Source organism: Rhizobium hidalgonense, assembly GCF_005862185.2.
GTDB lineage: Bacteria > Pseudomonadota > Alphaproteobacteria > Rhizobiales > Rhizobiaceae > Rhizobium > Rhizobium hidalgonense.
This window is the reverse complement of record NZ_CP054028.1, coordinates 1,571,470-1,589,590: the sequence shown is the minus strand read 5'-3', so window position 1 is coordinate 1,589,590 and position 18,121 is coordinate 1,571,470. Positions and strand designations below refer to the sequence as shown.

The window sequence follows — 18,121 nt, the reverse complement described above, 5'->3', positions numbered from 1 at the left end:
AACCTCTTTCGTCTTTCTGCCTTGGGATTGCGGTTTAGCGAAGCCGTTTGCCGGCGCCGTCGAAAAGGAATGTGTGGCGCGCGGGAAGGCCGACGGTCAGCGTTTCGCGGTTGCCGGCGGTGCGCGATTCCGGACGCTCGATGATCAGCTGCTCGCCGCCGATGGCGGCGTAGATATAGCTGGTATTGCCAAGATGCTCGGCAACGTCGATTGCGACGGTGAGATCGGCATCCCCCATGCCGGCATCGACGAAATGTTCGGGACGGATCCCGAGCGTCACCTTCGTGCCGGCTTCGATGGCTTCGTTGACGGGCAGCGGCAGGCGCGTATCGGCGTCACTTTCCAGCGCGACCACCACCCTGCCCGGCTGCGGCTCGACCACCACGGCTTTCAGGAAATTCATCTTCGGTGAGCCGACGAAACCGGCGACGAACTGGTTGGCCGGATCGTCGTAAAGGTCGAGCGGCGCGCCGATCTGTTCGATATTGCCGGCGCGCAGCACGACGATCCGGTCGGCAAGCGTCATCGCTTCCGTCTGGTCGTGGGTGACGTAGATCATCGTCGTACCGAGCTGCTTGTGCAGCCTGGAGATTTCGACGCGCATCTGCACGCGCAGTTCGGCATCGAGGTTCGACAAAGGCTCGTCGAACAGGAAGACCTCCGGTTCGCGGACGATGGCGCGGCCGATCGCGACGCGCTGGCGCTGACCGCCGGAAAGCTGTTTCGGCCGCCGGTTCATCAGCTCGGTGATTTGCAGGATCTCGGCCACATGGCGCACGCGCCGCTCGGTATCTGATTTCGGGTTGCCGTTCATCCGCAGGCCGAAGCTCAAATTTTCCTCGACCGTCAGGTGCGGATAGAGCGCGTAGGACTGGAAGACCATGGCGATGCGGCGATCGGCCGGCTCGACGTCGTTAACGACCCGGCCGCCGATCCGAAGCGCGCCAGATGTAATATCCTCGAGACCCGCTATCATCCGCAGCAACGTGGACTTGCCGCAGCCGGAGGGGCCGACGAAGACGACGAATTCGCCGTCCTTCACCTCCAGATTGGCGCCGTGGATGATCTCGAAGCCGCCGAAGCGCTTGATGATGTTGGTGAGTGAAAGCTCTGCCATGCGGCCTCCCCGATTATTTAATTGCGCCGGCGGCGATGCCGGCGATGAAATGACGCTGGAGAGCCACGAAGACGACGAGGATCGGTGCCGTCAGCAGCACCGCGCCGGCCATGATGCCGCCCCAGGAGACCTTGGTGAGTCCGATCAGCGTTCCCAATGCCACAGGCGCCGTCATCATTCCGGGTCTGGAATTGATCAGCAGCGGCCAGAGATAGTTGTTCCACGACACGAGAAAGAGGATGATCGCCAATGCGGCCATCGTCGGGCGCGCCAATGGTAGGGCGATGCGCAGGAAGATCTGCCACTCTTTGACGCCCTCGACGCGAGCCGCATCGAAAAGCTCGCCGGGCATCATCGAGAAGGACTGCCGCATGAACAGCACGCCGAGCGAATTGAAGAGCGGCGGCACGATCAGCGCCACCCAGGTGTTCGCCAGTTTGAATTCGCGTGCCACCATGATGAATTGCGGGATGACAACCACCGAGAACGGCAGCGTGATCGTGCCGAGGATGATGGCAATGACGATGGAGCGTCCAACGAAACGATAACGCGCCAGCGCCCACCCCGCCATCGAGGTCAACATCACCGAGAGCACGGTGTAGATCATCGCGACGCCGATAGAGATCACCATTGCGCCGATGAAATCGGTATCGGCCTGCAGGTTCTTGAAATTCGCAATGAAGTTGGTCGATGGCCAGAGCACGATGTCGGGGCTGAAGATGCCGTTGTCGGGCATTGTAGAGAAGACGAACATCATCCAGAGCGGAAACAGCCAGAGCAGTGCCAGCGGCGCCAGCGCAGCGTGCAGCGCGATCTGACGGATGAGAAGGGATTGCGACTTGGATCTCATTTCGGGTCCCTTCCGATCCAGAGATTGAAGAGGGAGATCACCACGGCGAGAGCGGCCATCGTATAGGCGATCGCCGAGGCATAGCCGAAGTTCAGCGCGGTGAAACCCTGGCGGTAGAGGAAGAGGCCTAGCGTCTCCGTGCCGCCGCCCGGACCACCGCGATTGGTGATGAGGAAGGGCTCGGTAAAGAGCTGCATTGTGCCGATCACCGAGAGCACCACACAGAAGAGGATGATCGGTTTCAAAAGCGGCAGGGTAATGTGGAAGAATTGCTGTGTCTTGCTCACCCGGTCGAGCGTCGCGGCCTCGTAGACATCGTCCGGAATCGACTGCAGGCCGGCCAGGATGATGATGGCATTATAGCCGGCCCAGCGCCATGTGACGGCGAGGATGATCACCGCCATCGCCGCATTGGCGTTGTCGAACCAGGATATCGGGCTGAAGCCGATTGCTGAGATCATCTTGTTGATGATGCCGAAATCGAGGCTGAACATCAGCCGGAACACAGCCGCATATGCGACCTCGCCGACGACGACCGGGGCAAAGAAGGCGAAACGGAAAAGCGGGCGCGCTTTCAGGAGCGGCGAATTGAGCAGCACGGCCATGACGGTCGCCAGCGCGATCATCACGGGCACCTGGATCACCAGAATGATCAGCGTGTTGTAGAGGGCGTTATAGAAGGCCGGATCGAAGAAGAGCCGGCCCCAATTGGCCTGGAAACTGTATTTCCACGGATTGATGCGGGTGTTCTGAAAGGAAATCAGGAATGAATCGATGATCGGCCAGACCCAGAAGGTGGCAAAGACCAGCAGATAGGGAGCGAGGAACGCATAGGCGCTCCGGGTTCTGAATGGCATCGAGCCTCCTCCACGTAAAACGGACGAATGACCCGCCCGCCCTACGGCAGGCAGAAAGCCGGGCGCCTGAAGCGCCCGGCATCGTCATTCATTGCGCGATCGGAAGTCCGGTTGCCGCAGCGATCTGCTTGGCGGCATCGTCGAGTGCCGTCTTCGCATCGGGATAGCCGCCTGCGAAGAATTTCGCCTGCGTTGCCCTGAAGATGCCTTCTGCATCGCTCTGGAAGGCGGTGCCGCGGCTCGGCACGATTTTCGGCAACGTCGCCAGGATATCGGCCCAGACCTTCTGGCCGCCCCAATAGGCCTGCGGCTCGCTGACGAAGGGATCTTTCTCGGCAGAGAGCAGCGACGGCACCAGGCCGAATTCCTTCAGCATGGTGACCTGACCCTCGTTCGTGCCAAGGGCGTAGTTGACGAATTTCCAGGCGGCTTCCTTGTTTGCGGAGGTTGCCGAAATGGCGAGCGACGAACCGCCGAGATTGGCGGCATGCGGGCCATCGGCCGTCAGGCTCGGCATTCTGTAGACGCCCCACTTGCCCTTGAGATCAGGCGAGGTCGAGCGCACGGTGCCTTCATACCAGCCGCCATAGAGCTGGCTTGCCGCCTTGCCGGCGGTGTTGGCCTGGATTTTTTCATCCCAGTTGGCCGCCGTCAGCGTGCCAGCATCCTTCATCTCCTTCACTTTCTGCAGCGAGGCGACGCAGGCGGGCTGGTTGATGGTGATGTTCTGGCCATCGGTCGAGAAATAGCCGCAGCCCTGTTCATTGGCGATCATGCGGAACCATTCGCTGTCGCCGTTGAAGTCGGCCTGGGCCATGACGGTGCCGGGATTGGCGGCGGAAATCTTCTTGCCGGCGGCGATGAAATCGTCCCAGGTGCTGATCGTGCTCGGATCGACGCCGGCCTTTTCATACATGTCGCGGCGGTAGAAGACGGCGACGGGACCGGAATCCCATGGCATGGCGTAGGCGACATCGCCGACCTCGAGCTCGGTGCGCTTGAAGTCGGGGAACTTCGACTGGATATCGGCGGTGTAGCCGAGTTCCTTCAGATTGGCGAAGCAATCCGGGAAACGGCTCCAGAAGATTTCAGCCTCGAAATTCTCGATGCTGACGATATCGGGCAGGCCGTCGCCGCCGGCAGCGCAGGCAGCGAGCGTCTTGTCGAACACCTGGCTGTTTCCAAGGTCCTCGACGGTGACCTTGATATCGGGAAACTGTTTGTTGAAGCCCGGAAGCGTGGACTTCAACGCCGAGGCGGCGACATTCCAGCTCCAGATGGTGAGATTGGCCGACTCAGCGAATGCAGAGCCGGTAGCGAGCAGTGCGATCGCTGCGGTCGCAGCGAGAAGTTTGAAGCGCATTGAAAATCCTCCCTTTTCAATTGCCGATCTTTCACGAACGCGGTTAGACTATCTGCAAGGGAGCGGGTGTCTCCTAAAAAGGGAACATGGACTTGGCGGAAAGTAAGGTCGGCACGAGTGCAATCTATCAGCCCGGCGCAAGCAGTATCGAGGGTTCGCCGACGGCGCTGCAGATGTTTCATGCCCATCCGCTCGTCATGGCCATGCCGCACTGGCATGCGCAGGTCGAGGTCAACTACGTCATGCGTGGCACTGTTCACTATCGGATGAGTGACCACGAATTCCGACTGAACGCCGGGGAAATGTGCCTGTTCTGGGGTGGGCAGCCGCATCAAATGGATGAATCCTCGGATGATTCGCTCTATGCCGGCGCCCATCTGCCGCTCATCTATTTCTTCCGACTGCGTCTGCCGATCAGCGTTTCCAGCCGGCTGATGAAGGGCGAGACGCTGCTGACCTCGGCAACCGATGCCGCCGACAACGAGAACTTCGCCCGCTGGTCTCGCTATTCCAAGTCTGGCGATGCCGCCAAGGCCCAGCACGCGGTCGACGAGTTGCTGCTGCGCATCGAGCGCATCGCGCTCGAACCCTATTCGATGACGACGTCGAAGACGGCCGTCAGCCTGGAAGGCGATCAGCCGCATCCGAATTCCTCCCGCAGCGTCGCGCGCATGTGCGATTTCATCGCCGCCAATTTCCTGCAGGACATCGATTCGGTCGATATTGCCCGCGCCGCCGACCTGCATCCGAAATATGCGATGAACCTGTTCAAGCGATCGACCGGCATGACGCTCAGCAAATATGTGACGCTGCTCAGGCTATCGCGCGCCCAGGCGATGCTGATGAGCGAAGGCGCCAATGTGCTGCAGGTGGCGATGGACAGCGGCTTCGGCTCGATCAGCGCCTTCAACAAATCCTTCCGCCACATCGCCGGCATGTCGCCGTCGGACTTCCGCCGCGATATAAGGCTGGTGACGACGATCCCCGCCGGCGCCTTCCGGAATTAGCTGTGGATCTTCCGGTTCACCGTTTTTCGGCGAGCTCGATCTGAATGCCATCGGGATCGCGCAGGAAGGCGACCTTGTGCAGGACCTCGGCGTTGATTGCCAGTCGCGGCCGCTCCTTGATCTCGACGCCGGCCTTTTCCAGCCGGGCGAAAGTCTCATCGACACTGTCGAACAGGAAGGTTAGATGGCGAAGGCCGGCCGTACCCTCCGGTACATCGACCGCCCTTGCCGCGCCGGTCGCCGGTGCGACGATTTCAAGCATGCCGCCACCGGCGTCGAGAAAGGCGATCTCTCCGCCGTCGGCCATGACCTTGCGTAAATGCAGGCTGAGGCCGAGCAGACCGCAGTAGAAATCGACCGTGCGGCCCATATCGCTGACCGTCATGCCGACATGCTCGAAGGATTTCAGCATGGGGCGCCCTTCCCTGCTCAGCCGGCAGCCGCGCGTCGCTGTTCCTCCGGAAGCCAGGAGCGATAGAGCGGATGATCGGCGGCGATCGGCATCGGCGTCGGCCGTCCGGTGCGCTGCGAGAAATAAGCGGCCGTTACCAGTTCCAGCGAATTGCGGGCATCCTGCAGCGTCACCGGCGGCTCCTTGTCCTCGACGATCGCCTTATGGAAAAGCTCGAACTGACGGGTATAGCCGTCCTCGCCGGGCACATAGGCGGCGAGCGCCGCGTCGATTTTCGCCTGATGCTCCTCCGTCCCCGCGGTGAAGACCCAGGGATCGCGGCCCATCGTATAGGGCTCGATGATGCTTTCGGCGACGAGATCGCTGAAGCAGAAGCGCAGCCGCGAAATTTCCTGGCGCGAGCCGAGCGTCATCGACAGCGTCGCCAGCGACCCGTTCTGCATCTTCACCGAAAGGGCCGCCGTATCCTCCACCTCGATCGGATTGACCAGCGTCGCGCCATAGGAAAACACCTCGGCGCAGGGACCATGCACATAATTCAGCATGTCATGGGCGTGTATGGCATGCCCGAGAAGGCCGCCGCCGAGTTCGCTCGCCCATTTGCCGCGCCACGGCACAGCGTAATAATCCGGCCCGCGCCACCAATGGGTCTCGATCGTCGTCAGGAAGGGCTTGCCGGCGAGGCCCTGCTCGATCAGAAGTTTCAACTTCTGAAGGCCGGAGCCATAACGATACTGGAAGATCGGCATCAGCTTCCTGCCGGGAAAGCGGGCGAGGATGCGGCCCATTTCATCGACCTCGGCAATCGAGCCGAAAAGCGGCTTTTCGCAGATCACATGTTTGCCGGATTCGATGCCCTTGCGGCACAATTCGAAATGCGAGCTCGGCGGCGTCGATATGTCGATGATGTCGAGATCGTCGCGGGCAAACAGCGAATCCGTATCCTGCGTATATTCGGCAATGCCATATTCCTGGCACAGCGCCCTGCCGCGCTCCTCATCGAGCGAGCAGAGCACGGGAACCTCGAAAAGATCCTTGTTCCAGCCGAAGCCGGCCAGATGCCGCGCGGCAATGCCTGCGCCGATGACGCCGACGCGCAATTTCCTGGTCATGATATCCTCCTCAGCGAGCGCCGATGCGCGCGGCTTTCGTCTGGGCTTCGAGCGAAAGGCGGCAAACTTCGAAAACGTGATCCTGCGTCATCGCCGTCTGTGTGCGGTTTGCGACGTCGGCGGTGAAAGCATCGAAATAGTCGAGCTTTTCATCGCTGCAATCGATATGGGTCATTTCCTTGCCGTTGACGAGGAAGAGGTGATCCTTGCCCGGCCGGCCGGCGATATCGATATATTTGCGCAGCTCGATATAGCCCTCGGTGCCGAGGATGGTCAGGCGTCCGTCACCCCAGGTCGGCAGCGCTTCCGGGGTGAACCAGTCGACTCTGATATAACCCGCCGCCTTGTCGGAACGCAGCAGCACCTCGCCGAAATCCTGGAAGGCGGGTTTGTCGGGCATGCCGAAATTGCCGATCGAACTGGCGATGACCTCGCCTGTGATCGAACCGGTATAGAACAGGAACTGATCGACCTGATGCGAGGCGATGTCGACGATGATGCCGCCGAAGGCTTCCGGATCGAAGAACCAGTCCGGCCGGGTCGGCAGCTGCAGCCGGTGCGGGCCGACGCCGAGCGTCTGGATCACCTTGCCGATCGCGCCTTCCTTTACCAGCTTGCCGGCTTTGACCGCGGAGCGCACGCAGTGACGCTCGGAAAAGCAGATCGAGAAGATTTTGCCAGTTTCGGCAACGGTGCGCTTGACCTCTTCGAGCTGGGCAAAGGTCGTCACGCCGGGCTTATCGGTCATGACATCCTTGCCCGCCTTCATTGCGCGGATGGCAAGCCCGGCGCGGTCACGCGGGATCGCGGCAATGCAGATGACGTCGATCGACGGATCGTCGAACAGTTTCTCCCGATCGATCTGCGGGGCATCGGGATAGGTCTTCTCGAAGGCCTCCCGCAATGCCGGCACGGAGGTCTGCGGGCAATAGCCGACAAATTCGCCGCCCGAGGCAAGCAATCCCTTCACGTGATCGAACGTATGCCCATGGTCGATTCCGACGACGGCAAATCTCAACATCGCTGCACTATCCTCCCGGGATTTTTTGAGCACCGGCTAGGCCGGCATCCTCCATGTCGGAGCAAAACAGATAACGAAAGCTGGCGCCTGTCAAGGCAAGATTGGGAGTGAAATCGTCCGAATGGCAAATTAAATATATGAAATATAATGATAATTTTGTATCTAAATAGTTATTTTGCGACCATTCCGGGGTTTCGAATTCTGCCGAAAAGGCGCCTTTCGATTCGACCGGGCGAAAGTCTTTTTCCCTAGCGTCTCTTGCCCGATCTCAATGAATGTGATCGATTTCAACCGCCGCCGGGCCGGAGGGCGGCGACGACCCCGAAAATTTTCAAGAGCGCTCCCGGCCCGCTGTGACGGAAGATCACCATGACTTATCCCCTTCTCGATGCCGCCGCTTCGGGTGGTCTTTTTGTCGGCCGCGTCTGGAATCCCGAGGTTGCCGGGCCGAGTGTCGTAACGCTTCGGGATGGCTTACTGGTCGATATGACCTCGTGCGAGGCGCCGACACTAAGCGCCCTGCTCGAGAGAGAGGATGCCGCCGGCTTCGTCCGCGCTGCAAGCGGCAAGTTAATCGGCCCGCTGGAGGAAATCGCCGCCAATAGCACGGGAGCGCCGGATGAGGCGCGCGCCTATCTGCTTGCGCCTGCCGACCTGCAAGCGGTCAAGGCCTGCGGCGTCACCTTCGCCCAGTCGATGATCGAGCGTGTCATCGAGGAGAAGGCCGCCGGCAATCCGGATCGCGCCGCAGCAATCCGCGAGCGCGTCAGCACGCTGATCGGCGGCAGCCTCACCAATCTCAAGGCCGGTTCGCCCGAAGCCGCCAAGGTCAAGCAGGCGCTGATCGACGAGGGCATGTGGTCGCAATATCTCGAAGTCGGCATCGGTCCCGATGCCGAGGTCTTCACCAAAGCTCCGGTGCTCTCCTCGGTCGGCTGGGGTGCGGATGTCGGTCTGCATCCGATCTCGACCTGGAACAATCCGGAGCCGGAAATCGTGCTCGCCGTCAACAGCCGTGGCGAGATCAAGGGGGCGACGCTCGGCAACGACGTCAATCTGCGCGACGTCGAAGGCCGCTCGGCACTGCTGCTCGGCAAGGCCAAGGACAACAACGCCTCCTGCTCGATCGGCCCCTTCATTCGCCTGTTCGATGCCGGTTACGGCCTGGGTGATGTGCGCAAGGCCGAACTCGATCTCAAGGTAACCGGGCAGGATGGCTTTGTGATGCACGGCAAGAGTTCGATGTCGCAGATCAGCCGCGACCCGACCGATCTGGTCATACAGACGGTGGGCGCCCATCATCAGTACCCCGATGGCTTCATGCTGTTTCTCGGCACGTTGTTTGCACCGACCCAGGATCGAGGCGCTCCGAAGCAGGGTTTCACCCACAAGATCGGCGATGTCGTCCAAATTTCCTCGGCCGGCCTCGGCACGCTCATCAATACGGTGCGGCTCTCGACCGAATGCCCGCCTTGGACCTTTGGCATTTCGGCGCTGATGAGCAACCTTGCAAAGCGTGGGTTGCTCTAAGCAATTCCCGCAAAAGTGCGCAGCGGTTTTGCGTCCGGAATTTACGCAAACGCCAGGAGCTATTGATTTCGCCGCCTGCCCTGCAGCAGGTCAAGGACGGAGTTTGCCGCTTCCAGCACGTTCGTGCCCGGACCGAACACGGCTGCAACGCCATGTTCGTGCAGGAATTCATAGTCCTGCCGCGGGATGACGCCGCCGCAGACGACGATGATATCCTCACCGCCCTTTTCCCTCAGCCTGTCGATCAGCTGCGGCAGCAGCGTTCTGTGACCTGCCGCCAGTGACGAGACGCCGACGACGTTGACCTTTTGACCAAGCGCCATCTCGACAGCCTCGTCAGGCGTCTGGAACAGCGGACCGGCGAGCACATCGAAGCCGATATCGCCGAAAGCCGAGGCAATCACCTTGGCGCCCCGGTCGTGCCCATCCTGACCGAGCTTGGCGACCATGATTTTCGGCCGGCGCCCCATCGCTTCCGTGACCTCCGTCATGCGCTCCTTGAGGACGGCGAGTTCCGGCTCGTTGTCATAGGCCTCGCCATAGATACCCGTGATGACCTCAGGCGTAGCAGTGTGATCGCCGAAGGCCTCGCGCATCGCGTCCGATATTTCGCCGACGGTGGCGCGCGCCCGCGCCGCTTCGATAGCGGCTTCCAGCAGGTTGCCACGGCCGCTGCGTGCGGTCTCGGCCAGGGCGGCCAGTGTCTCGCGCACAGCGTTGCCGTCGCGGCGGCGCTTGGTTTCTTCGATGCGTTTGATCTGCGCGGTGCGCACTGCGCTGTTGTCGATCTCCAGAATGTCGATCGGCTGTTCGGTGTCGAGCCTGTAGCGGTTGACGCCGACGATGACCTCCTCGCCCTTGTCGACGGCGGCCTGGCGACGGGCGGCGGCCTCCTCGATCAGCCGTTTCGGCAGTCCCTCTCTAACAGCTTTCGTCATGCCGCCGAGCGCCTCCACCTCCTCGATCAGCCTCCAGGCCTTGTCGGCAAGCTCCTTCGTCAGGCTCTCGACGTAATAGGAGCCGGCCAGCGGATCGACCACCTTGGTGACGCCGGTTTCATGGCTCAGGATCAGCTGGGTGTTGCGGGCGATGCGGGCGGAAAATTCCGTCGGCAGCGCGATCGCCTCGTCGAAGGAATTGGTGTGCAGCGACTGCGTGCCGCCGAGCACGGCCGACATCGCCTCGAAGGCAGTGCGGATGATGTTGTTATATGGATCCTGTTCCTGCAGCGAGACGCCGGAGGTCTGGCAATGGGTGCGCAACATCAGCGAGGATGACTTTTTCGGCTCGAACTCCTCCATGATCTTCGTCCAGAGCAGCCGGGCGGCGCGCAGTTTCGCCGCCTCCATAAAGAAGTTCATGCCGATCGCGAAGAAGAAGGACAGCCTTCCGGCGAAATCGTCGACATTGAGGCCCTTGGCGATTGCCGCCCTGACATATTCGCGGCCGTCGGCCAGCGTGAAGGCAAGTTCCTGCACCAACGTCGCGCCGGCTTCCTGCATGTGGTAGCCGGAGATCGAGATCGAGTTGAATTTCGGCATCTCCTTCGCGGTATATTCGATGATGTCGGCAACGATCCGCATCGAGGATTCCGGCGGATAGATATAGGTGTTGCGGACCATGAACTCCTTGAGGATGTCGTTCTGGATTGTCCCCGACAGATCGGCCTTCGAAACGCCTTGCTCTTCGCCGGCGACGATGAAGGAGGCGAGAATCGGGATGACGGCACCGTTCATCGTCATCGACACCGACATGTCGCCGAGCGGAATGCCGTCGAATAGGATCTTCATGTCTTCGACGCTGTCGATCGCCACACCCGCCTTGCCGACATCGCCTTCGACGCGGGGGTGGTCGCTGTCATAACCGCGATGGGTGGCAAGATCGAAGGCGACCGACAGGCCCTTCTGGCCGGCGGCGAGGTTGCGGCGGTAAAAGGCGTTCGACGCTTCCGCCGTCGAGAAGCCGGCATATTGGCGGATCGTCCAGGGCCGGCCGGCATACATCGTGGCGCGCGGGCCGCGAGTGAAAGGCGAAAAACCGGGAAGCGAACCCAGGTGTTCGGCGCCTTCGAGATCCTCGGCCGTATAGAGCGGCTTGACGCCAATGCCTTCCGGGGTTTGCCAGGTCAGCGTTTCGGGCGCGGCGCGCAACTCCTTTTGCGCCAGTTCCGCCCAATCCGATAGCGTCTTTTTCGTCATGCCTTCCTCCGGCTTTTTCATCCGCACCCTACCATTTCACAGGATCGCCGTGCGATACAGGTCCTTGATTTTTATTCCCGGCTCAGGACTCGTCTCATGAAGACAATGCAGATCTATGCCTTCGACATGAATTGCGTCGGGCATATCAACCACGGCCTATGGACACATCCGCGCGACCGGTCGGTGCGCTATACCGATCTCGATTACTGGACGGAATTCGCCAGGACCGCCGAACGCGGCAAGCTGGATGGTATCTTCCTGGCCGATATCGTCGGCGTCTATGACGTTTATAAAGGCAGCCCGGCGCCGGTGATCGAGACGGCGGCGCAGATCCCCGTCAACGATCCGTTGATCCCGATTTCGGCGATGGCCTATGTCACGAAACATCTGGGTTTCGGCGTCACCGTCAACACCACCTACGAGCCGCCCTTTTTGCTGGCGCGGCGCATGTCGACGCTCGATCATCTGACCAGGGGGCGAATCGGCTGGAACATCGTCACCGGTTATCTCGATAGTGCTGCTCGCAGCATGGGTTTCGACACGCTGCCGGAGCATGATGCGCGTTATGACGCAGCCGAGGAATATCTCGAGATCCTCTACAAGCTCTGGGAGGGCAGTTGGGATGACGATGCGGTTCTGCGCGACAAAGCGGCCGGTATCTATGCCGATCCGTCGAAAGTGCGCGCCGTCAGTCACGACGGCAAATATTACCGCATGGAGGGCATCCATCTTGCCGAGCCCTCGCCGCAGCGTACGCCCCTGCTCTTCCAGGCTGGCGCTTCGGCCCGTGGGCAGGATTTCGCCGCCCGCCACGCCGAATGTGTCTTTATCGCCAGCCCGAACCCCGGAGCAGCCCGGCCGACCGTCGATGCGTTGCGGGCGAAGGCGGCGGCATTCGGCCGTGGCGCCGACGCCGTGAAGGTTCTCAACCTGATCACCGTTGTCGTCGGGCAGACGGAAAAACAAGCGCAGGAGAAGTTGGAGGATTATCGCCGCCATGCGAGCGTCGAGGCCTCGCTTGCGCATTACTCCGCCTCCGTTGGTATCGACTTTTCGAAGTACGAATTGGATGACGTCATCGACCGGAGCTCGACCAACGCCAATCAATCGGCGCTTGCGGCAATCACCAAGCAGGCGGCAAAGCCGGTGACGAAGCGAGAGATCGTCGACCAGATGATCCTCGGCAGCCGGATGAAGCCGATGGTGGGCGCGCCGGAGCAGATTGCCGATCGTCTCCAGACATGGATCGGAGAAGGCGACATCGACGGTTTCAACCTGGCACGGACGGTGGCGCCGGAGAGCCTGCGTGATTTCGTCGAATTGGTGGTGCCGGTGCTGCAGGAGCGCGGCGTCTTCAAGGCGGACTATGCGCAAGGGCCGTTGCGGCAGAAGCTTTTCGGCGGCGGCAACGGCAGATTGCCCGCCGCTCATCCCGCCGCGCTCTTCCGCCGCTGACCTATCTCCGGTCCAGCCTGGCGACGAGCCGGTCGCCAAACCACTGAATGCCGCAGACGAGGACGATGAGGACGGCCACCACCGCGACCATCACATTGGTTTCGAAACGCTGATAGCCATAGCGGATAGCGAGATCGCCAAGGCCACCGGCGCCGATCGCGCCGGCCATGGCCGAAGCGCCGATCAACGTCACCAGCGTGACCGTGAAACCGGCGACGATGCCGGGCAGCGCTTCAGGCACCAGCACCTCGCGGATGATCGTCCAGCGGTTGCCGCCCATGGCGCGCACCGCATCGATCAGCCCGCGGTCGACTTCGCGCAGCGATACTTCGGCGATGCGGGCGTAATAGGGCGTGGCGGCGATGGCGAGCGGCACGATGGCTGCCCAGGTGCCGAGCGCCGTGCCAACGATCAGCCGGGTCAGTGGGATCAGCGCCACCAGCAGGATGATGAAAGGTACCGAGCGGAAGCCGTTGATGACGGCGCCGAGCCCGCGGTTGATCCAGAGATTTTCAGCAATGCCGCCGCGCGCCGTGACAACAAGGGCAAGACCGAGCGGCAGGCCGGCAACGAGCGAGATCACGCCCGAGGCGACGGTCATCAGGATCGTCTCCCACAGCGAGCGGATAAGCAGTTCAAGCATGATCGGTGTCATAACCCAGCACCTCCACCCGGGCGGACCGGGCCGTCAGAAATTGTTCGACCTTTCCGGCCAGCGCGAGATCGCGCGCGGGAACGGCGATGAAGAACCGCGCCACCGGCTGGTTCTGGATGTGGTCGATGCCGCCATGGACGAGGCGGAAGGAATGCGGCAGCGCCGCCGAGAGTTCGGTAAACAGGGCGCCCTGCGCCTGCGGTCCGGCGAGATCGACACTGAGGATCGCCTCGCTGCCCGCCGTCGCCGACAGCCGGGAGGCGATATGATCGGGGAGTTGCGGGCGGATGCCGCCGAGCAGGCTCCGGGTGATGGTTTGCTCGGGATCGGCAAAGACCGACCAGACCTCCCCCTCCTCGACGATCCGCCCGGCATCGATAACCGCGACGCGATCGGCAATGCCGCGCACCACCTCCATCTCATGCGTGATCAGCAGAATGGTTAGCCCGAGCTTGCGGTTGATGTCCTTGAGCAATGCCAGGATCGACCGCGTCGTCTCAGGATCGAGCGCCGACGTCGCTTCGTCGGACAGCAGCAGCGCCGGGCGTGCCGCGAGCGCGCGAGCGATGCCGACGCGCTGCTTCTGACCGCCGGACAGCGATGCCGGATAGGCTTTCGCCTTGTCGGCAAGGCCGACGAGATCGAGCAGCTCATGCGCCCGCTTCAAGCGCTCGTTCCTGGCGACGCCCTCGATCTTCAGCGGCAGCGCGACATTTTCCTCGACGGTCTTGGCGGAAAGCAGGTTGAAATGCTGGAAGATCATGCCGATGCGGCGGCGCAGCGGCTGCAATTCCTGTTCGCCCAGCGCTGTGATGTCGCGGCCTTCGATCAGGATCTCGCCGCTGTCGGCGCGCTCCAGGCCGTTCAGGCAGCGGATCAGGGTCGATTTGCCGGCACCGCTGCGGCCGATGATGCCGAGAATCTCGCCTCTCCTCACCGTCAGCGAAATACCGTCGAGGGCGGCCGTGGTTGCGAACCACCGTTTCACGTCGGTCAGCCTCACCACCTCTTCGACCGCCGCTGCTTGCGGCTGTGCCTCGATCGCTGTGGCGGAAACAAAGGAATTCATGTGCTTTTCCTTACAATACTGAAGGCGGCCCGGGCAAAAACGCCCGGGCCGCCTCTCGGCAGGCCTTAACCCCGGCCCTGTTTCGGATCAATAGGCGCTGAGACCGGTCCCCTTGTAGACCTTGTCGAACTCGGCCTTGACGGTGTCGTTCTGATAGGAAGACACGAGCGTCTTGACCCAGTCGGCATCCTTATTGTCGTCCTTGACGGCGATGAAGTTGCGATACGGATTGTCGGCGATCGGCTCCTGGGCAATGCGTTCGGCCGGAGAAAGGCCGCTCTTCAGCGCCCAGTCCGTGTTGACGACCCCGGCATCCAGATCGTCGATCGACCGGCCGACGATGCCGGCATCGAGCTCCTTGATCTCGATCTTCTTCGGATTGCCGGTGACGTCGGCGACGGTTGCGAGAATGCCGGTGCCGTCCTTCAGCTTGATCAGGCCTTCGCTCTGAAGAACGCGCAGCGCCCGGCCTTCGTTCGAGGGATCGTTCGGTACGCCGATGACGGCACCTTCCGGAATCTCGGCGACCGACTTGTACTTCTTGGTATAGAGGCCGATCGGCCAGACGCCGGTATAGCCGACGCGGGTGATGTGATAACCGTGCTGCTTGATCTGATTGTCGAGATAGGGTTGGTGCTGGAAAGCATTGGCATCGACCTCGCCGCGCTCCAGCGCTTCATTCGGCTGCGTGTAATCGTTGAAGATAACGGTCTCGATCTTGAGGCCTTTCTTGGCGGCTTCGCTGGCCACCACGCGCCAGATGTCCTCTTCCTCGCCGGCCATGATGCCGACCTTGATCGACTTGTCCTCGGCAAAGGAAGGCGCGGGCGCTGCAAAAGCAAGGAGCGCAGCAGCGGAAACGGCAGCAAGAGCCGCGCGTCGCGAAAGGTGGAAGCCGTGAAGATCTTTGTTCTTGGTCATTTTATATCCCGTCTGACTGAATGAGGCCGAACGCCCCGAGCTGGCGGATCATGGCAAATGCACGCATCGGGGGCGAAGCACGAATGTCCGATGTGGAGGAAGGCTTGGAAAAACTCTTGCCCGGCCATCGATATCGGCAGGATAAATTTCCATCAAATTTATGGATTATAGCGCCGTCCTGGGTGGTCCGAAACGAGAAACGGCGCCTCGAGGGCGCCGTTCCAAGTCGTTGCCGGTGGCTTTACTCGGCAGCGATAAGGGCCTGATGGCGGCTGGGAAAGAAGGCCGAAAGCTCGGCGATGACCTCACCGATCCGCTTCGAAAGCGGTTCGGATGCGACACGGAAATCGGTGAAGTCGCGATCGGATGCGTAGACGGCGGTCGGCAGCGTGTGTGACATAAAGAAGCCGAAGAGCGGCCGCAGCTGATGCTCGACCATCAGCGCATGCCGGTCGCCGCCGCCGGTTGCGGTGATGATGATCGGCTTGGCGCGCAACTCATGCGGCTCGATCAGATCGATCAGATGTTTGAACAGGCCGGGATAACTGCCCTTGTAGGTCGGTGCGCCGATGACGAGCAGATCGGCATTGACGATATCTTCGATGACTTCCCTGGCGCGACTGTCGAGATCGTCGCGGCGCAGCGCCTGGCCGAGCGACGGACCGACATCGGTCAGATCGTAGAGGGTGTTGTCGAAGCCGTATTTTTCACCGGCAAGGCCGGCGATGTTTTCAACCAGCGTAAAGGTCTTCGAGGGACGGTTGAAGCTACCCGCCAAGCCGACCAGTTTGTAAGCAGACATGCCATTTCCTTCCAATATCGTGCCGCGACCGATTATTGGACAGATATTATCTATAAAAATAGTGGATTAAAGAAATGCCTATCTCTCTTCGCCATGATGAGGAGAAAAAATACATTCTCATCTGCAGGTGATCGCCCGTTGCGAAACCGCGTCGTACATCGAGCCCGGAATATGATGATATTCGGGGCTCGATACTTTGTCGAAGCGCGATGTCGCCTCAGGCAGGTTTTTGCTTCGGAATGCGCGGCAGAAAGATCGTCAGCAGACCGAGAAGCGGCAGGTAGGAGCAGATGCGGTAAACGAAGTCGATGCCGTGAGTATCGGCGAAACTGCCGAGCAGTGCTGCACCCAGCCCGCCAGCCCCGAACGCAAAACCGAAGAAGACGCCGGCAATCAGTCCGACGCGACCCGGCACCAGTTCCTGCGCGAAGACGACGATTGCCGAGAAAGCCGAAGCGAAAATCAGGCCGATGGCGACGCTGAGCACGCCCGTCCAGAAAAGGTTTGCATAGGGCAGCAGCAGCGCGAAAGGAATGACGCCGAGGATCGAGAACCAGATGACGAAACGGGCGCCGAAGCGATCGCCGATCGGCCCGCCGAGGAAAGTGCCGACGGCGACCGAGCCGAGGAAGAGGAAGAGCATCAGCTGAGCCTGCTGGACACTGAGCGCAAACTTGTCGATGACATAAAAGGTGAAGTAGCTCGACACGCTGGCCATGTAGACGTTTTTCGTCGCCGTCAGCAGCACGAGGATCGCGAGCGCCCAGACCACCCTGTTCTGCGGCAGCGGCAGAGCCCGGCTCACCGCAGGCTTGCTGGCATTCTGGCGCCGATGGCCAATATACCAGTTGCCGACCCAGCTCAGCACGCCCATGCCGACCATGGCGATGGCGGCGAACCAGGAGACGCTGTGCTGGCCGAGCGGCAGCACGATAAATGCGGCGAGCAACGGGCCGATCGCCTGGCCGGCATTGCCGCCGACCTGGAAAAACGACTGCGCGAAACCGTGGCGGCCGCCGGAGGCAAGACGGGCGACGCGCGAGGATTCCGGATGGAAGACGGCCGAGCCGAAACCGATCAGGCTGGCGGCAACAAGCAGCAGCGCGAAGCTGCCGGCATTGCCGAGCAGGATGAGGCCGCAAAAGGTGCTCGCCATGCCGACCGGCAGCGAATAGGGCATCGGCCAGCGGTCGGTGACGATGCCGACCAGCGGCTGCAGCAGCGACGCGGTGACCTGGAACGTCATGGTAAGAAGGCCGATCTGCACGAAATCGAGATCGTAGTTCGCCTTGAACAGCGGATAGAGCGAGGCGAGCAGCGACTGCATGATGTCGTTCAGCATGTGGCAGAAGCTGACCGCCACCAGGATAGACATTGTTGTCTTTTCGAAACGGGGCGCGCTCTCGGCAACTGTTGCCATGGACATTCCTCCTGGACGGCCCGGTTGGTTGCCGTGCCGCGTCGCTTTTGTTCGTTGGATTACGGGCGACCGGGCTGGGGAAGATGATCAAGCGACGGTCGTTAAAATGCATTTAGCGCAAGCCGGGGGGCAATCACAGCCCAGTTTCATCAGGATCGGTACGGCTTTTGTTCGATTTGCCCTTTGCCGACGGATTTCTGCGCGGCCGATCTTTCCGTGCTTTCATATCACAGTGAATCGCGATCATCGCATGTCGACACGCTATATGAAAACAAAGCATGGAAAAACAACGCGGGGGATACTACAGCTTGATCGATTGAAAATGCGATCGA

The 18,121-nt window shown here is 61.1% G+C and carries 16 protein-coding genes; 3 read left to right on the top strand and 13 right to left on the bottom strand.

Going from position 1 to position 18,121, the window contains the following annotated elements:
- Nucleotides 1-34 precede the first annotated feature (34 nt).
- The 4 genes from FFM81_RS28725 to FFM81_RS28710 form a co-directional block, all read right to left on the bottom strand.
- A complete protein-coding gene (locus FFM81_RS28725) occupies nt 35-1,117 on the bottom strand; it encodes an ABC transporter ATP-binding protein (RefSeq protein ID WP_138384643.1) in 1,083 nt (360 codons plus the stop codon).
- A gap of 13 nt (nt 1,118-1,130) precedes the next feature.
- Nucleotides 1,131-1,967, bottom strand: a complete 837-nt coding sequence (locus FFM81_RS28720) for a carbohydrate ABC transporter permease (protein ID WP_003571888.1) — start codon at nt 1,965-1,967, stop codon at nt 1,131-1,133.
- On the bottom strand, nt 1,964-2,824 hold the full coding sequence (locus FFM81_RS28715) for a carbohydrate ABC transporter permease (RefSeq protein ID WP_003571887.1): 861 nt from the start codon (nt 2,822-2,824) through the stop codon (nt 1,964-1,966). The genes FFM81_RS28720 and FFM81_RS28715 overlap by 4 nt, the downstream gene beginning before the upstream one ends.
- A gap of 88 nt (nt 2,825-2,912) precedes the next feature.
- A complete protein-coding gene (locus FFM81_RS28710; protein ID WP_003571886.1) occupies nt 2,913-4,187 on the bottom strand; it encodes an ABC transporter substrate-binding protein in 1,275 nt (424 codons plus the stop codon).
- Nucleotides 4,188-4,273: 86 nt separating this feature from the next.
- Here FFM81_RS28710 and FFM81_RS28705 point away from each other — a divergent pair, with 86 nt between their 5' ends.
- On the top strand, nt 4,274-5,194 hold the full coding sequence (locus FFM81_RS28705; protein ID WP_003571884.1) for a helix-turn-helix domain-containing protein: 921 nt from the start codon (nt 4,274-4,276) through the stop codon (nt 5,192-5,194).
- 16 nt (nt 5,195-5,210) lie between these two features.
- Here the strand turns inward: FFM81_RS28705 and FFM81_RS28700 are convergent, their stop codons facing one another.
- Genes FFM81_RS28700 through FFM81_RS28690 form a run of 3 tightly spaced genes read right to left on the bottom strand, consistent with a single transcriptional unit; the run spans nt 5,211 to nt 7,739 of the window.
- A complete protein-coding gene (locus tag FFM81_RS28700) occupies nt 5,211-5,606 on the bottom strand; it encodes a VOC family protein (RefSeq protein ID WP_138384644.1) in 396 nt (131 codons plus the stop codon).
- Nucleotides 5,607-5,623: 17 nt separating this feature from the next.
- A complete protein-coding gene (locus FFM81_RS28695) occupies nt 5,624-6,718 on the bottom strand; it encodes a Gfo/Idh/MocA family protein (RefSeq protein ID WP_138384645.1) in 1,095 nt (364 codons plus the stop codon).
- A gap of 10 nt (nt 6,719-6,728) precedes the next feature.
- A complete protein-coding gene (locus FFM81_RS28690) occupies nt 6,729-7,739 on the bottom strand; it encodes a Gfo/Idh/MocA family protein (RefSeq protein WP_003571878.1) in 1,011 nt (336 codons plus the stop codon).
- A 369-nt stretch (nt 7,740-8,108) separates the two neighbouring features.
- Between FFM81_RS28690 and FFM81_RS28685 the strand changes: the two genes are divergently transcribed.
- Entirely contained in the window at nt 8,109-9,269 is a 1,161-nt protein-coding gene (locus tag FFM81_RS28685) for a fumarylacetoacetate hydrolase family protein (protein WP_138384646.1), read from the top strand.
- 59 nt (nt 9,270-9,328) lie between these two features.
- On the opposite strand, the gene scpA is transcribed toward FFM81_RS28685, so the two are convergent.
- Nucleotides 9,329-11,467 carry a methylmalonyl-CoA mutase gene (scpA, locus tag FFM81_RS28680; protein WP_138384647.1) on the bottom strand — a complete coding sequence of 713 codons (2,139 nt, stop codon included), beginning with the start codon at nt 11,465-11,467 and terminating at the stop codon, nt 9,329-9,331.
- A 96-nt stretch (nt 11,468-11,563) separates the two neighbouring features.
- On the opposite strand from scpA, the gene FFM81_RS28675 reads away from it, so the two are divergent.
- On the top strand, nt 11,564-12,922 hold the full coding sequence (locus tag FFM81_RS28675; RefSeq protein WP_138384648.1) for an LLM class flavin-dependent oxidoreductase: 1,359 nt from the start codon (nt 11,564-11,566) through the stop codon (nt 12,920-12,922).
- A gap of 1 nt (nt 12,923) precedes the next feature.
- Here the strand turns inward: FFM81_RS28675 and FFM81_RS28670 are convergent, their stop codons facing one another.
- The 5 genes from FFM81_RS28670 to FFM81_RS28650 all read right to left on the bottom strand — a co-directional run bounded on the left by FFM81_RS28670 (nt 12,924) and on the right by FFM81_RS28650 (nt 17,789).
- On the bottom strand, nt 12,924-13,577 hold the full coding sequence (locus tag FFM81_RS28670) for a methionine ABC transporter permease (RefSeq protein ID WP_003571872.1): 654 nt from the start codon (nt 13,575-13,577) through the stop codon (nt 12,924-12,926).
- Nucleotides 13,558-14,646 carry a methionine ABC transporter ATP-binding protein gene (locus FFM81_RS28665; RefSeq protein ID WP_025418067.1) on the bottom strand — a complete coding sequence of 363 codons (1,089 nt, stop codon included), beginning with the start codon at nt 14,644-14,646 and terminating at the stop codon, nt 13,558-13,560. Before FFM81_RS28665 ends, FFM81_RS28670 begins: the two co-directional genes overlap by 20 nt.
- Before the next feature lie 87 nt (nt 14,647-14,733).
- Nucleotides 14,734-15,567: a MetQ/NlpA family lipoprotein gene (locus FFM81_RS28660; protein ID WP_003571870.1), complete on the bottom strand. Its 834-nt coding sequence runs from the start codon at nt 15,565-15,567 to the stop codon at nt 14,734-14,736.
- 241 nt (nt 15,568-15,808) lie between these two features.
- Nucleotides 15,809-16,369, bottom strand: coding sequence for an FMN reductase (gene msuE, locus FFM81_RS28655; protein ID WP_003571868.1), 561 nt, complete (start codon nt 16,367-16,369; stop codon nt 15,809-15,811).
- Nucleotides 16,370-16,586: 217 nt separating this feature from the next.
- The gene (locus tag FFM81_RS28650; protein ID WP_003571866.1) at nt 16,587-17,789 is read right to left on the bottom strand and encodes an MFS transporter; all 1,203 of its coding nucleotides are present in this window, start codon (nt 17,787-17,789) and stop codon (nt 16,587-16,589) included.
- Between the last annotated feature and the right edge of the window lie 332 nt (nt 17,790-18,121).

Coding starts and splice junctions, on each gene's coding strand:
- FFM81_RS28660 (WP_003571870.1), bottom strand. CDS start 15,567: ATGACCAAGAACAAAGATCTTCACGGCTTCCACCTTTCGCGACGCGCG.
- FFM81_RS28690 (WP_003571878.1), bottom strand. CDS start 7,739: ATGTTGAGATTTGCCGTCGTCGGAATCGACCATGGGCATACGTTCGAT.
- msuE (WP_003571868.1), bottom strand. CDS start 16,369: ATGTCTGCTTACAAACTGGTCGGCTTGGCGGGTAGCTTCAACCGTCCC.
- FFM81_RS28710 (WP_003571886.1), bottom strand. CDS start 4,187: ATGCGCTTCAAACTTCTCGCTGCGACCGCAGCGATCGCACTGCTCGCT.
- FFM81_RS28670 (WP_003571872.1), bottom strand. CDS start 13,577: ATGACACCGATCATGCTTGAACTGCTTATCCGCTCGCTGTGGGAGACG.
- FFM81_RS28725 (WP_138384643.1), bottom strand. CDS start 1,117: ATGGCAGAGCTTTCACTCACCAACATCATCAAGCGCTTCGGCGGCTTC.
- FFM81_RS28715 (WP_003571887.1), bottom strand. CDS start 2,824: ATGCCATTCAGAACCCGGAGCGCCTATGCGTTCCTCGCTCCCTATCTG.
- FFM81_RS28700 (WP_138384644.1), bottom strand. CDS start 5,606: ATGCTGAAATCCTTCGAGCATGTCGGCATGACGGTCAGCGATATGGGC.
- FFM81_RS28675 (WP_138384648.1), top strand. CDS start 11,564: ATGAAGACAATGCAGATCTATGCCTTCGACATGAATTGCGTCGGGCAT.
- FFM81_RS28705 (WP_003571884.1), top strand. CDS start 4,274: ATGGACTTGGCGGAAAGTAAGGTCGGCACGAGTGCAATCTATCAGCCC.
- scpA (WP_138384647.1), bottom strand. CDS start 11,467: ATGACGAAAAAGACGCTATCGGATTGGGCGGAACTGGCGCAAAAGGAG.
- FFM81_RS28695 (WP_138384645.1), bottom strand. CDS start 6,718: ATGACCAGGAAATTGCGCGTCGGCGTCATCGGCGCAGGCATTGCCGCG.
- FFM81_RS28665 (WP_025418067.1), bottom strand. CDS start 14,646: ATGAATTCCTTTGTTTCCGCCACAGCGATCGAGGCACAGCCGCAAGCA.
- FFM81_RS28685 (WP_138384646.1), top strand. CDS start 8,109: ATGACTTATCCCCTTCTCGATGCCGCCGCTTCGGGTGGTCTTTTTGTC.
- FFM81_RS28650 (WP_003571866.1), bottom strand. CDS start 17,789: ATGGCAACAGTTGCCGAGAGCGCGCCCCGTTTCGAAAAGACAACAATG.
- FFM81_RS28720 (WP_003571888.1), bottom strand. CDS start 1,967: ATGAGATCCAAGTCGCAATCCCTTCTCATCCGTCAGATCGCGCTGCAC.